At 30.4% G+C, this 15,351-nt stretch carries 13 protein-coding genes; 11 read left to right on the plus strand and 2 right to left on the minus strand.

The window, feature by feature from the left end:
- On the plus strand, window positions 1–183 hold a 183-nt coding region (locus ACJDTP_RS26340; protein WP_406762880.1), incomplete at its 5' end, for a transposase.
- A gap of 520 nt (window positions 184–703) precedes the next feature.
- Here ACJDTP_RS26340 and ACJDTP_RS26345 read toward each other — a convergent pair.
- The gene (locus ACJDTP_RS26345) at window positions 704–1,426 is read right to left on the minus strand and encodes a hypothetical protein (RefSeq protein ID WP_173710079.1); all 723 of its coding nucleotides are present in this window, start codon (window positions 1,424–1,426) and stop codon (window positions 704–706) included.
- Between the two features lie 227 nt (window positions 1,427–1,653).
- Between ACJDTP_RS26345 and ACJDTP_RS26350 the strand changes: the two genes are divergently transcribed.
- The gene (locus tag ACJDTP_RS26350; protein WP_406762881.1) at window positions 1,654–2,367 is read left to right on the plus strand and encodes an EAL domain-containing protein; all 714 of its coding nucleotides are present in this window, start codon (window positions 1,654–1,656) and stop codon (window positions 2,365–2,367) included.
- A gap of 96 nt (window positions 2,368–2,463) precedes the next feature.
- Window positions 2,464–3,441, plus strand: a complete 978-nt coding sequence (locus ACJDTP_RS26355; RefSeq protein WP_406762882.1) for a GGDEF domain-containing protein — start codon at window positions 2,464–2,466, stop codon at window positions 3,439–3,441.
- A gap of 255 nt (window positions 3,442–3,696) precedes the next feature.
- Here the strand turns inward: ACJDTP_RS26355 and ACJDTP_RS26360 are convergent, their stop codons facing one another.
- The gene (locus ACJDTP_RS26360; protein WP_406762883.1) at window positions 3,697–5,028 is read right to left on the minus strand and encodes a PLL family lectin; all 1,332 of its coding nucleotides are present in this window, start codon (window positions 5,026–5,028) and stop codon (window positions 3,697–3,699) included.
- A 378-nt stretch (window positions 5,029–5,406) separates the two neighbouring features.
- On the opposite strand from ACJDTP_RS26360, the gene ACJDTP_RS26365 reads away from it, so the two are divergent.
- The 8 genes from ACJDTP_RS26365 (at window position 5,407) to ACJDTP_RS26400 (ending at window position 14,863) form a co-directional block, all read left to right on the plus strand.
- Window positions 5,407–5,838 (plus strand): MarR family winged helix-turn-helix transcriptional regulator, encoded by a 432-nt coding sequence (locus ACJDTP_RS26365; RefSeq protein WP_173708301.1) that lies wholly within the window; start codon window positions 5,407–5,409, stop codon window positions 5,836–5,838.
- Between the two features lie 53 nt (window positions 5,839–5,891).
- Complete coding sequence (locus ACJDTP_RS26370) at window positions 5,892–7,625, plus strand: ABC transporter ATP-binding protein (protein ID WP_406762884.1); 1,734 nt, start codon at window positions 5,892–5,894, stop codon at window positions 7,623–7,625.
- A gap of 31 nt (window positions 7,626–7,656) precedes the next feature.
- Window positions 7,657–9,549 (plus strand): ABC transporter ATP-binding protein, encoded by a 1,893-nt coding sequence (locus ACJDTP_RS26375; protein WP_406762888.1) that lies wholly within the window; start codon window positions 7,657–7,659, stop codon window positions 9,547–9,549.
- A gap of 233 nt (window positions 9,550–9,782) precedes the next feature.
- Window positions 9,783–10,835 (plus strand): galactose ABC transporter substrate-binding protein, encoded by a 1,053-nt coding sequence (locus ACJDTP_RS26380; protein ID WP_406762885.1) that lies wholly within the window; start codon window positions 9,783–9,785, stop codon window positions 10,833–10,835.
- An 83-nt stretch (window positions 10,836–10,918) separates the two neighbouring features.
- Window positions 10,919–11,143 carry a hypothetical protein gene (locus tag ACJDTP_RS26385; protein WP_078117473.1) on the plus strand — a complete coding sequence of 75 codons (225 nt, stop codon included), beginning with the start codon at window positions 10,919–10,921 and terminating at the stop codon, window positions 11,141–11,143.
- On the plus strand, window positions 11,124–11,504 hold the full coding sequence (locus tag ACJDTP_RS26390) for a DUF2085 domain-containing protein (protein WP_338481368.1): 381 nt from the start codon (window positions 11,124–11,126) through the stop codon (window positions 11,502–11,504). Before ACJDTP_RS26385 ends, ACJDTP_RS26390 begins: the two co-directional genes overlap by 20 nt.
- A 213-nt stretch (window positions 11,505–11,717) precedes the next feature.
- Window positions 11,718–13,706, plus strand: a complete 1,989-nt coding sequence (locus ACJDTP_RS26395; protein ID WP_406762886.1) for a methyl-accepting chemotaxis protein — start codon at window positions 11,718–11,720, stop codon at window positions 13,704–13,706.
- Between the two features lie 176 nt (window positions 13,707–13,882).
- Complete coding sequence (locus ACJDTP_RS26400; RefSeq protein ID WP_406762887.1) at window positions 13,883–14,863, plus strand: substrate-binding domain-containing protein; 981 nt, start codon at window positions 13,883–13,885, stop codon at window positions 14,861–14,863.
- The last annotated feature ends 488 nt before the right edge of the window (window positions 14,864–15,351 follow it).

The raw sequence follows: 15,351 nt of genomic DNA on the forward strand, positions 1-15,351 counted from the left end.
GAAGGAGCATTTGGAGTTCTAAAAAGTGATTATGAATTCAATAGATTTTTAACACGTGGAAAAAATAGCGTTCAAACCGAATTTATTTTGCTTTGTTTTGGTTATAACATTAACAAATTACATTCAAAAATACAAAATGAAAAAACTAAAAATCATCTTCATGAATTGAAACCTACTGCCTAATTATGGAATAAATTAACTGGGCTTATTTTAGTGCACTTAAAAATCAGAAATCTTTAAATAATTAATATTGTATTTCAAATATTTAGAAGTTTGCTAGTTTAAACCGAAAAGGAGTATCGCTCCTGATTAAAATTTAATCATTTTGCGACACTCCCTTCTTTTTGCTGAAATTTAGAATAAAATTTAAAGATAGATTATTTTTATTATATAGATATTATAATCATAAACTATACTTAAACTATGAAATATATTCCAACCAGAAATGAGTAATATACTTTTGTGGAATGTTTCATTGGTAATTTTGATGGATGTGATTCTTTGGTTATAAGTTGTTCCAAAGTGCTAGTTCAAAGCTTGTTCTTTGAGGCTAGCACTTTGGGTGCAACTTTATAGCCTTAGAATCACCCATCAGAATTACCTAGAAACTGGAACAAAAGTATGTTACTCATTTCGGCGAGTTATATGCATAAGTTCAGGTCTTAGTTGGGATATCTATATTGCAGAGTCATATAAGAAAAGTTTAGTCTACATTGATGGAATTAAGAACTTGGAATCTATCATTGCATAAATCTATTCTAACTTTACTATTTTCAAAAACATTTTTAGAAAGTTCCCTTGATATTGCCTTCATAGGTTCTACATAGCTTGTATCACTTTTATAGTCACCTTCTACAACAAGAGATAAAATATAGAGTGCATCTTGCTTATCAATTTTAACATCCACTTTTGAACTAGGAGTGAAGTATCCTTCTGAATTTAAATAATCTCCAAGTTTTTTCGCTTGGGATTCTGTTATCTTATTAGTATAAAATAAATGATTTTCGCCATAATCAAGAGCATTTTTTGGTACGTAAATTGAGTATAGAATTGAAGCAGCAGACAACGAAAAAATCAAAAGCCCTATGATTACAGGAAGTAAATATGAAGCACTTTGCCCGCCATTTTGAATATGTTCATTATACAGCTTTAACTGGGTGAACATAAGAATTATTCCTAAAGCTATATTAATACTGAAAAATATGATAGAAGTATTAATTGATAATATAGGCAGCAGTGCAATAAGTGCTATAAATACTAAGATGCTTGCTAAAAGAAATATCCACTTCTTTTTTTGACTTCCAGATCGTCCATAATTCAAAGCACACATGATCCCAGCTGGTAGAAATGAGAAAAATACGGAAAATATAATAAATGATTTCGGATTCCACAGTTTTGTTATAGGTAATTTATTAACCTTTGTCATGAAGATGCCTCCTTAGAATTGTCTTTACAATAATTATATCATAAGTTTATGGAAGCAAAATATGTTAATTCCAATTTATGTAATAAATTTGACTTTGAATAGATAAACGTTTTTACATTAACTTAACAAAAATTATAAATACTTTTAATAAGATTATGTTATATTTCAACTATATTTACAAGAGCTACTATAATAGCTAATAAGAAGAAATATGGGGAGATTATAATATGTTAAATTCATTAGTTGATAATTTAAAATATAATGAGGCAGAGGAGTTGGAAAATATATTAAATAGTAAAAATATAACTACAGTTTATCAACCCATTGTTTCACTTTTAGATGGGGAAATCATAGGGTATGAGGCGTTAAGCAGAGGGCCGATAGACTCACCATTGCAAAATCCAGATAAGTTATTTAACGCTGCTCAGGTTTATAATAAAACATGGGAGTTAGAACAATTATGTAGAGTAAAAGCTATTAAAAGAGCTACAAATATTGAAAAAAATAAATATCTTTTTATAAATGTAGATCCCCATATTTTTAAAGACGAAAAATTTAAGAAGGGTTTTACTAAAGAATTTCTTGCAGAACATAACATGTCACCTGATTGTATAATATTTGAGATTACCGAAAAGACGTGTATAGAAGATTACAAAGGATTTAAACAGGCTCTTAGCAATTATGTAGATCAAGGATATAAAATTGCGATTGATGATACTGGATCAGGATATTCAGGGCTTAAGATGCTTAATGAAACAAAGCCACATTATGTAAAAATTGATATGGATTTAATTAGAGATATAAATGAAGATTCATTTAAACAATCATTAGTAGAGTGTTTTGTTAAGCTATCGGAAGCAACGAATATGAAGCTTATTGCTGAAGGGATAGAAACAGAAGAAGAATTGAGAACATTAGTAAACTTAGGCGTCTATGCATGACAAGGTTTCTTACTAAGTCGTCCAGCAGGAACTTTTTTAAATATCCCTAATCATATTAAGGATTTAATTGTAAGGTGTAATAAATTTAAGGATAATGTGTATTATAACTATCAGTCAAGCAGTATAGGCGAAATTGTTAGACATGATAGTCCATTTGGGCCTAAAACTTATTGTGGTGATATTAAAGAATATTTTGATTCTAACGATATTACTGGAGCCTGTATAGTAAATAATGATGTACCATTAGGTCTTATTATGAAACATACGTTAGACTCAGCGCTTGCTACAAAATATGGTGTTGCAATTTTTACAAAACGTCCTGTTTCTTTAGTTATGGATACAAATCCTTTAGTTGTAGATTACAATACACCAGTAACAGAAGTTTCAAGGCTAGCAATGTCTAGGAAAACACAAAATATATATGATTATATTATCGTAACTAACAATAATAAATACTGTGGAATGGTTACAATAAGATCTTTGTTAAATTATACTACAATGTTAGAATGTAACTACGCGAGACAACTTAATCCCCTTACTGAGCTACCAGGTAATACCGCTATACAAAATAATATAATGAATATAATTAAAACAAAACGTAAATGTTGTATTCTTTATCTAGATCTAGATAATTTTAAAGTTTATAATGATACGTACGGATTTGAAAATGGGGATAGGATTCTTAAATATACAGCTCAATTAATACAAGCTGAAATAAAATCACTTTTCCTGTATAATGGATTTATTGGACATATAGGAGGAGATGATTTTGTAAGTATTTTAGAAAATCCAATTGAAGAATGTGAAGAATTGTGTGAAAAAATTACAAAGAAGTTTAATGATGGGATTTTGAATTTTTTTAATGAAAAAGACAGAAGTAATAGATATATCACGGCGACAGACAGATATGGAAAAAATGGTATATTTCCACTTACTTCTCTTTCAATTGCAGGAATTTATGGTGAACTTAATGATTATTCGAATTCAGAAGAAGTAGGGGTAGCCGTAGCGGCAATAAAAAAAGAAGTTAAATGTATTCTTGGGAGTTGTTATTTAATAAAATCGGTTAATTGATGTATTGTTTATTTTAATAAAAACATAATTGTTTTTTGTTAATCATTTATTATTAATACACCTTATTTCTATAGATTTTCATTAAGAGTAAGAACAATGCACAGATGCAGAAAGTTAGTGTGGATTTATGAGTTTCTAAAAAATCAATATATGTTGCTTAACCTGTAAAGTTTATAGCAATAAAAAATGCTTAGTACAGAAAAACTAAGCATTTTTTATTCTTTTAGAAAATTATAATTTAATAATTTATACTAATTAATCTTTCCAAATATGCAATAGAGAATTTCGTGGACCTTTTGCAAATACGTCGGTTCTGTTAGAGCCCCAAGAAACAGCCGCAGGATCTAAAGTGAAGGAACCACCGATTGTTTGCCAATCGCTCCAGCGCGAACCGTTCCATGTCTTTGTAATTAATTGGTTACTTTGATTTCGTGCAAATACCTCTAGCCTATTAGAAGCTCGAGAAGATACAGCAGGGGCAGATGCTAAATTTCCACCAAGGTCTTCAAAGTCATTCCAACGAGAACCATCCCACCATTTATGATATAGACGATTTCCCTGACCACGAACAAATACATCAATTCTATTATTTCCCCAAGAAACAGCTGCTGGGCCAGAAGTTAGAACGCCACCAAGGTTTTCGAAGTCACTCCAGCGAGAGCCGTCCCACCATTTGTGATAAAGAGCATTATCTGTTCCACGGACAAATGTATCTATTCTGTTTGCGGCCCAGGAAGAAGCAGCAGGTGCAGATGTTAAAACTCCACCTAGATCTTCAAAATCACTCCAACGAGAGCCATCCCACCACTTATGATACATTGCGTTATTTGAACCTTTACCAAATACATCGAGCCTATTATTTCCCCAAGAAACAGCTGCTGGACCAGAAGTTAGAACGCCACCAAGGTTTTCGAAATCATTCCAGCGAGAGCCGTCCCACCATTTGTGGTAAAGAGCATTATCAGATCCAGTTACAAATACATCAAGCCTGTTTGAAGACCAAGAAGAAACTCCAGGAGAATATTTTAAAACTCCGCCAAGATCTTCCCATTTACTCCAACCACTACTAGGCGATGGAGTAGGATTTGGACCAGGAGCTGGTGAAGGTTTAATGTTTCTAAGAGTAAATTCAATTATAGATCTAAAAGTGAGATTAATAACGTTGTTAGGAACACCTAGAGAACGAAGAGAAAGAAAAATTGAATTATTTCTTCTTCTAAAGTCATTAAAAATTCTATTTACACTTTGATTTATATTTCCCGGATATGTTTGAGCATTATCTAAAGTGAAAGCAATAGCGGTTCTAAAATAGTTATCGCCAACTCCTTGGAGTAGTGAGAAAAGTTGAGGCATTTGATTACGCATTAATCTTAATATTCTATTAACTTCTTGGTCAGAAGCTCTATAAAAATCTGAGTGAATTTCTTTAGTCAATAAGTTTGAATCTTGAAATTCATAAGAATCTTCGTATCTATCAAATCTTGACATTTGATCATCATCGCCGAAATTTTTCATTTGTTCATCAAAAAATGGACAAATATTTTTCTGCATACAATACGGACAGTAAAAAAAATCATCATTATACATTGAGAATCTCCTTGTATTTTTGCTATGGCAGTAAAGCCTGTCTCATTCATTTTATGATTGCGGTTTAGGTATGTTACAGAGATAGTAAATTTAATATACATATGTAGCAATTGAGTTTCTATATTCAAAAAAATAATAGATTTAAAGCAGGAGTATAAATACAGTAATGAAAGGCTTCAAGTTGTTATTGGAGATTTTGATTCATCAAATAAAAATAGAAAATATCATATAAAGAATTGATAATAAATAGAAGGAAACTAAGTTCTAAGAGTTGAAAAATATTATTTTTAAACTAAAATTATATTACCTTGACAAATTTAAAAAGTGAAACTAAAATAATATATGTTAGAAATCTAACAAATTGATGGGAGCATAAGTATGGATAAAGAGGTACACATTGGGAAAAAATTGAGTATGTTATCTAGGAGATTGCATAGAAGAATAGATAAGGAAGCTTCACAATATGGTGTGACTGGAGTTCAAGCTAGAATTCTTGGCTTCATATCTCATAAATCAGATAAAAAAGACATTTTTCAGAAAGACATAGAAGAGGAACTTGATATTAGACGTTCCTCAGTTACGAGCGTACTTCAATTAATGGAGAAGAACGGGCATATTAAGAGAATAAGTGTATCAGAAGATGCACGTCTTAAAAAAATAGTATTAACAGAAAAGGGCTTGGAAATTCAAAGAAATGTATATGAGTTTATCCTTAGAGTTGAAAAATCTTTAAGAGATGAACTAAATGAGGATGAATTTAATATATTAGTTTCTTTAATTGATAGATTGGCTAAGAAAATTGCAGATTAATGCAATTTTTTTTGAGCTATTAGTTAGAAACCTAACAAAGAAGGAGGAAAATTATGATAAAAAAATTAGCAGGTTTTGTAGCAGAATTTAAAAGAGATAGTATTCTAACTCCTCTATATGTAGCATTAGAAGTAGTTATGGAAACAATTATTCCACTTTTAATGGCATGGATTATTGACAATGGAGTAGGAAAAGGTGATGTGAAATATGTAAGTATTGTTGGTGGCGCAATGATAATAGCATCATTTTTATCTCTTACTTTTGGAGTCTTGGGTGGTGTACATGCATCTAAAGCTTCATCAGGGTTTGCTAGAAATTTGAGAAGGGGAATGTATTATAATATACAAAATTTTTCTTTCTCCAATATAGATAAATATTCTACAGCTGGACTAATAACAAGACTGACTACAGATGTAACAAATGTTCAAAATGCATTCCAAATGATAATAAGAATGGCTGTAAGGGCACCATTTATGCTTATATCCGCTACAACAATGTGCTTTTATATTAATGCAAAATTATCTATGATATTTATAGGGGCTATAGTTTTTCTTGGAGTTATATTATATTTCATTATGACTACAGTACACCCATATTTTGTTGAGGTTTTTAAAAAGTATGATGATTTGAATGCCAGTGTACAAGAAAATTTAACTGGAATTAGAGCAGTAAAGGCTTATGTAAGAGAAGAGCATGAAACAAGCAAGTTTTATAAAGCTTCTAAAACTTTATACAAATATTTTATAAGAGCTGAAAAACTAATCATAGTTAATGCTCCAGCAATGCAATTTACAGTTTATACATGTATTTTGCTTTTATCTTGGCTTGGTGCAAAAATGATTGTTTCAAATACTATGTCAACTGGAGAATTGATGAGTTTATTTACTTATACTCTTAATATATTAATGAGTTTAATGTTCCTTTCGATGGTATTTGTAATGGTAATTATGTCTAAATCATCAGCTGAAAGAATTACAGAAGTTTTAAATGAAAAAAGTGATTTGGCAAATGATGAAAATCCAGTTTATGAAGTAAAAGATGGATTTATAACTTTTAATAATGTTGGATTTTCCTATAACAAAAATAAGGACAACCTTGTTTTAGAAAATATCAATTTGAAAATTAATTCTGGTGAGACTATTGGAATTATAGGCGGAACAGGAAGTTCAAAAACTACTCTTGTTCAGCTCATTCCAAGATTGTATGATGCTACAAAGGGTAGTGTTGAGGTCGGAGGAGTTGATGTTCGAAAATATGATATAGAAACACTTAGAGATGAGGTTTCTATGGTATTACAAAAGAATGTTTTATTTTCAGGAACAATAAAAGAGAATTTAAGATGGGGAAATAAAGATGCCTCTGATGAAGAGTTAATAGATGCATGTAAGCAAGCACAAGCAGATGAATTTATAGAAAATCTTCCAAATAAGTACGACACTTTTATAGAACAAGGCGGAACAAATGTATCTGGAGGACAAAAGCAAAGATTATGTATTGCAAGAGCGCTACTTAAGAAACCTAAAATATTAATTTTAGATGATTCAACAAGTGCGGTAGACACTAAAACTGATGCTTTAATCAGGAAAGCCTTTAAAGAAACAATACCAAATACTACAAAGATAATTATTGCTCAGCGTATTTCTTCAGTTCAAGATGCAGATAAAATTGTTGTATTAAATGATGGAAAAATAGATGGATTTGGAACTCATGAAGAATTACTAAGATCAAATGAAATATATAGTGAAGTTTACGAATCTCAAATGAAAGGGGCGAGCAACAATGAGTAAAGACAATGCTAGCAATAGACCTCCTAGAATGATGGGACGTGGCGGACGTGCTCCTGTAAAAGCCGATAAAAATTCTTTGAAGATACTAAAAAGATTATTAGCGTATATACTTAAGGAATATAAGGTTTTATTTTTCATGGTACTAGTAACTATCATTATAAGTTCTCTTGCTAATGTTATTGGAACGTTATTTTTAAGAAACTTAATCGATGATTATATAACACCACTTTTAAATAAATCAGGAGCAGATTTTGGTCCGCTTCTTAAAATGATAATTACTATGGCAGTAATTTATTATGTCGGGGTTATATCAACTTATATATATAGTCGTATAATGATTGTAATCTCTCAAGGATCACTAAAAAGAATAAGAGACGATATGTTTGCTCATATGGAGAATTTACCAATAAAATTCTTCGATACACATGCTCATGGAGATTTGATGAGTTTATATACAAATGATACAGATGCCTTAAGGCAAATGATAAGCCAAGGAATACCACAATTATTATCAGCTATCATAACTGTTGTCAGTATATTTGCTTCAATGATATATTTAAGTATTCCTTTAACAGGCGTTGAAATTATAATTATATTATTGATGTTTAGAGTTACTAAAATTATTGGTGCAAAGAGTGGAAAATATTTTGGTCTTCAACAAAAAGATATAGGTGCAGTAAATGGATATATAGAAGAAATGATGGAAGGGCAAAAGGTTGTAAAAGTCTTTTGCCATGAAGAAGAAGCAAAAGCTAACTTTGATAGATTAAATGATATGCTCTTTAATAGTGCAAATAATGCAAATAAATATGCTAATGTCTTAATGCCTATTATGGGTAACATTGGATATATAAATTATGTAGCAGTTGCTATCTTTGGATCAGTTTTAGCTATTAGTGCATTTGGTGGATTTACGCTTGGTGGACTTGCAGCATTTTTGCAATTAACAAGAAACTTCAGTCAAACAATTAATCAAATGGCTCAACAATTCAATTTTGTTATTATGGCACTTGCAGGAGCAGAACGTATATTCAAGCTTCTTGATGAAAAGAAAGAAACAGATGAAGGATATGTTACCTTGGTAAATGCTAAGGAAAATGAAAATGGGGAATTAGAGGAGTGCAAAGAGCGTACTGGAATTTGGGCTTGGAAACATCCTCATGAAGATGGAACTATTACGTATACAAAGCTTCTCGGTGAAGTAGTATTTGATGATGTGGACTTTGGATATAATGATGAAAAGATAATTTTGCATAATATAAAGCTATATGCTAAACAAGGACAAAAAATAGCCTTTGTTGGTGCTACAGGAGCAGGTAAAACCACTATTACTAATTTAATAAACCGCTTCTATGATATTCAAGATGGAAAGATAAGATATGATGGCATTAATATCAATAAGATTAAAAAGGATGACTTAAGAAGATCTCTTGGAATAGTGCTTCAAGATGCACATCTTTTCACCGGAACGGTAGCAGATAATATTAGATATGGTAAATTAGATGCTACAGATGAAGAAGTAGTTGCAGCAGCAAAACTTGCAAATGCAGATACGTTTATAAGACACCTTCCAAATGGTTATGATACAGTTCTTACAGGAGATGGAGGCAGCCTTTCACAAGGTCAAAGGCAGTTATTAACAATTGCTAGAGCAGCAATAGCTGATCCACCAGTTTTAATCTTGGATGAAGCAACTTCAAGCATAGATACAAGAACAGAAAGAATTGTTCAAGAAGGAATGGATAAGCTTATGAAAGGAAGAACAGTTTTTGTAATTGCTCATAGACTTTCAACAATTAAAAACTCTGATGTAATTATGGTATTAGACCAAGGTAGAATTATTGAAAGAGGAAATCATGATGATCTAATAAAAGAAAAAGGTAAGTATTATCAATTATATACAGGAGCTTTTGAATTATCATAAAGCTGAAATTTAATGACCACAAAATTGTGGTCATTAAATTTTTTATTCCTTAGAAACTTATAATTCAGTAAAATATATGAATAATCTTTTGAACATATTAATTAGCTTGGTTTAGTATTTTTGAAGAATAAAAAATAAATAATATTCACTTGCATAAAATGCTCTTATATGCAGAATAAAACTCTTATTAAAAGACAATCTATGAGTATAACTAAGTATAGAAGGGTCTTGAAATGAGTGTATTTAAAAAGATACTTATATTTACTACAATTTCATTTGTAATAATAATTATGCTAATAGGTAGTATTTCGAAAAGTTTAGCAATTAATTTAAATGGGGCTTCGATAATTCCAGTAAAAGTAGCTGTGTTTCAATCTAGAGAAGATGATCAATATAACATTGAGGTTAGAAAGAGCTTAGAGGAGATTCAGAAAGAAAATAAGGGCAAGGTTGAGTTTACTTTTTTTGATGGAAAAGGAAATCAGGTTATACAAAACGAAAGTATTTACGAAGCTATTGATGATCAGTTTAACTTGTTTGTAATAAATCTGGTTGATACAAAGGTGGATACTATAAGTGATGTAATTAATAAAATTGAAAAAAATAATATACCATTAATTTTGGATGGAACACCTAATAAAGATATATTAAACTTTATTACTCCTTACAAGAGTATTGTTTTTCTCGGAACAGACACTGAACAATCTGGAGTTCTAGAAGGTAATATAATTGTTGATTCATGGAATGCCAATAAGGGAGCTATAGATAAAAATAAAGATAACATGCTTCAATATATTATGCTTCAGGGAAAGATAGATCATCCTGGTACTATTGATAGGACAAAGTATTCTATTTCAACAATCAATGATGCGGGAATAAAAACCCAGGAACTTGCAATACAAAACTGTAATTGGGATGAGGAGTGTGCTAGGGCTAGTATTGATTCCTTGTTTTTAAGATATGGTAATAATGTTGAAGCAATTATCGCAAATAATGATGCTATGGCCATAGGAGCTGTTAAAGCGCTTCAGAAATATGGATATAATAAAGGTGATAAAAATAAAAATGTTTTGGTAGTTGGAATTGATGCAATTCCAGAAGCTATGGAATTAGTTGATAAAGGATTTATGACCGGGACAGTTATTCAAGATGCAAATGCAGAAGCTCAAGCAATATATTCTGTAGGCATGAACTTAGTTAAGGGAAAAGATCCTCTAGAAGGTACAAAATACAAATTTGATGATAATAGAATTTTACGTATGCCTTATCGTGAATATGTAAAATAAATTAGAATTTGGAGAATTATTGCAATGTAATATTTCTCAGTAGTATAATTATGGTAGTTTTATTGTTATGGGGGATACAGAGAATGAATAATGTAAATGTTGGATGTCCTAGATGTGGGAGTTTAAATGTCAGAGTAGTAAGTGATATTACTGAAACTACGAAAGGCTTTGGCGCGGGAAAAGGCTGCTTAGGATATATATGTTTAGGTCCTATTGGATTGCTATGCGGAATGCTCGGTATGGGAAAAACTAAAACTAAGACAAATACGTATAGGGTGTGTGCAGATTGTGGGGCAAGATTTAAATAATGTAACGGATAAGAAAACAAAGTTCTGGATACTTCTTATGAAAGCTGGTGCACTTAGTGGCTGCCATCAAATGTATGAAAGGAGTTTCAGTTTTAGGGGATTTCAATTTCCAGTGTGTGCAAGGTGTACTGGAATTTATTTGGGTTATATAATTGCAGTGATTTTGTTTGTAGTCAAAGCAAAGATTAGTTTAAAGATGTGTGGAGTATTGATTTTAATTATGATTTGTGATGGTTTACTACAATTATTTAAAATTAAGAAATCAACTAATATTAGAAGGCTAATTACAGGAGTTTCATTTGGAATCGGATTAGCTTTCTTATTAATGTATGCAATTAAAACATTATGTGAGAAATTATAAATATATAAAAATTATTCAATTAAGAATTGCAGATGAAGATATTGTCATCTGTGATTTTTTTTATAAAAACTCATTTTAAATAGATGATTTTAAAAAAATAAAGGAAAAATACAGAATAATGTAGAAATAAAGTATACTTAGAGTAAGAAAAAATGTATTATAGATATAGGAATAATGCTATTATAATCTATACTACCTAAAAGGGGGATATTTATGAAAAAAGGGGAGACTAAGTATACGGTTTCAATCAAAACAAAACTGCTTGGAATCATTATTCCAATGCTAGTAATAGTAATTTCATTGCTTATTTTTATTTCTTACAATAAGTCTAAAAATATAATAACTAACTCAGCTAATGATTTGCTAGAAACCTCAAGTAAAAAGCAGGTTGATCAAATTGAATCATTGTTAAATGAGAACTTGTCATCATTTAAAACTTTAAAAGATTCGTTAGAGGTTGCGAATTTAAGCGAAAAACAATTACAAGACTTACTAAATAAATATTATGGATACAGTGATAATTACAAAGAAGGATTTTACATAGCTGATGAGAGTGGAAAGCTATTTAAAGCAGAAAAATCCAATAAATCAGATAAAGATGTGCTTAACTCAGTGTGGTATAAAGAGGGACTTACTCGTGTTAATATGGCATTTGGATCACCATATAAGAATGAATTTGGTAAGAATGTCGTTAGTGCTTCAGCAATATTGAATGATAAATCAGGAAAGATAAAGATTTTTTCTGTGGATCTTTCACTGGACAAGGTATCGATAATTGTAAATTCAATGATTGAGATGCATGATGCAGAAGCTTTCTTAATAGACAGTAGTGATAAAACAATAGTGGCTAATAGAGATAGTGAATTAATTTCCACTAAACTTGATTCCAGCAATGATAAATTTTTTACAGATGTTTCAGGAAAAATTGAAAATAAAGATTACAATTCATGCGAGTTAGATAATAACAGGGTTGTTTTTAAAGAAGTAGAGGGAACAAATTGGATTCTTGTATCATATGTACCTACAAAATCTATTTTATCAGAACTTATAAAGCTTCGTACTTTTATGATTTTAATAGGCATTATCTCTATTATTATTTTAGCTGTTTTAGTGGAGCGAGTTGTACAAGTAGTTATAAAACCTATTAGAAAACTTACAGACACAATTGTATCTATGACTAATGGAGATTTTACAGTTGATGTGGAAATAAGGGGTAATGATGAAATTTCAGTTATGCTGAAAAGTGTAAAAGAGTTTATAACAGTAATGAGAAATATGATAAATAATATTAGCATAGTATCAAATAAAATGAGTGAACAATCTGAAGGAGGTATAAGAATCTCTACAGAGTTATATGATTCATCTAAACTTCAATCTGAGTCTATGCAGAATTTAAACCTCACAGTAGATCAGTTATCAAGTTCTGTAGGAGAAATAGCTGAGAATACAACAACTTTAGCTAATGTCGTTTCTAATACTAGAGATGATGGCAATAATGTGAATGATAAAATGAAGGAAACTATTAAAATCTCAGAAAAAGGCATAAAAGATATGGAAAAAGTAAACGTAGCTATGGAAAATATAAGGACTTCAATAGGATCCCTTGAGCAGGCTATAAGCAACGTTGGGAAATCTTCAATTGAAATAACTAGTATTATAAATGTTATTGGAAGCATTGCAGAACAAACTAATCTTTTATCGCTTAATGCATCAATAGAGGCAGCTAGGGCTGGAGAAGCAGGAAAAGGCTTCGCTGTTGTAGCAAGTGAAATAGGCAAATTAGCTAATACAAGTTCTCAATCTGTTAAAAATATTTCATCTATTGTAAATGAAATTAACAAACTTGTTTCGGATACTGTAAAGCAATCACATGATAGTGCAGAATATATTAATGAAAGTAGTTATTTAATAAGTGGAACAGTTGATACATTTGATAATATTTTCAATAAAATTAATTCAGCAAATGATCTAATTCAAGAAATGATTGAAAAAGTTGGACATTTAGATGATGTTGCAACAACTGTAGCCGCTATAGCAGAGGAACAAGCAGCAAGTTCAGAGGAAATTTTAGCAACGTCAGAAGTCATGGTTGATCAATCAAATAATATTACTAAAAATAGTGAAAAAGTAGCTAATGATGCAGAAACTTTAGCAAATACATCTGATGAACTTAGCAAACAGATTCAAATGTTTAAAATATAGGGATATTTTTTATTTTCTGGGAATTTACATTAGAGTAAAATCTATGGGTATTGTGATACTTGCGAGAAATAAATTATCAAAAAGACAGATTTAGAAGGTTTCACAGTCACCTGCAATTTTGTTCTATTAGACTTTATGATTATTACATAACGAGTTTTAAGGGGGAAGTATATAGTATGAGAAAGAAAATATCTATATTATTAACTATAATTTTGATATTTGTTATGGTATCAGGATGTAGCTCAAAGAGCAGTTCTTCATCAAAGAAAAACGTAAAAATTTTATTATCAATTTCAGATGCTTCAGATACATTTCGTAGTATACTAGCAACAAGTGCAAAAGATTTTGCTGATAGCGAAAAAGTGGATTTAGTTATTAAAGATGCGGCAGGTTCTATAGAAACGCAAGTGTCTCATATGAAAGAGGCAGCTTCTGGTGGATATAATGCTATAATATGCACTCCAGTGGATTCAAGTACAGGGCTACAACTTAAAAAAGCTGCAGGAAATCTTCCGATAGTATTTATGAATAGTAGTCCAAGCGAAGATTTGCTAGAGAAAGATAAGTACATTTATGTATCTTCAGATGAAAAGGTTGCAGGGCAATATCAAGCTGAATATATTGCAGATTATTTGAAAAATAAAAATAATATTAAAGTGGTTTTATTAAAAGGTGAGAAGAACCATGCAGCTACTAAAGGGCGCACGAAGGCAGTAAAAGAAACTTTCAAGGAAAAAGGAATAGATGCGGATTATGTTTTTGAGGATAATGCAGATTGGAGCAGGGCAAAAGCTAAGGAGATGTTTAATATATTCCTGTCTACAGGTAGAAAATTTGACTGCGTAATTGCTAATAATGATGAAATGGCACTTGGAGTAATGGATTCATTTAAAGAAAATAAAATCGATACTTCATTAATTCCGATTGTGGGAATTGATGCTACGTCAGATGGATGCAAGGCTATTGTAGATGGAGGTTTACAATTTACTGTTTATCAGTCTGCGAAAGACCAAAGTAAAAATGCTGTTCAGGCAGCTATTCAACTAGGATCAAATGGTGAGTTATCTAATATGGAAAATTTATCACAGGATGGTAAACATATATGGGTTCCATTTGAAAAAGTAACAAAGGATAACGCGAAAAATTATATGAGTTAATTTTATATTAATAGTTTTAATAAATTAATCATATAAAATTCAAAGAAATGATAGTAGTTGATTTTAAGATGTGGTTATTTGATAATTACGTCAATTGCAGTATAAAAAGGTTATTTCAACTAATAGAGAAGACTTAAGTCTATAAAATATACTAATCAAAATCTAATAAATAAAGTCGTGCATGTAGTTAATATGCACGACTTTATTTATTATTTGGGGCTATATCACTAATAGGTTTACTATTTGAAAATTACTATTTTGGCAAGAGTCACATGTAAGTAGGGGAGGAGAATACAATAAAAATAAAACAATAAAAATTATGTCTAAAGCTCTTCATATGTATGAAAGAAAAACTTGTATAATTAAGAGAATGAATTTACGATAGATGAGAAAACTAAGATTATTAATAATTATAGGTTGTTGAATAACTAATTTTTACAAATAGTTATTCGAGAAAATATTCTTAGGAATCAAAGATTCCAAGGATA

The organism is Candidatus Clostridium helianthi (assembly GCF_045310795.1).
Lineage (GTDB): Bacteria > Bacillota > Clostridia > Clostridiales > Clostridiaceae > Clostridium > Clostridium helianthi.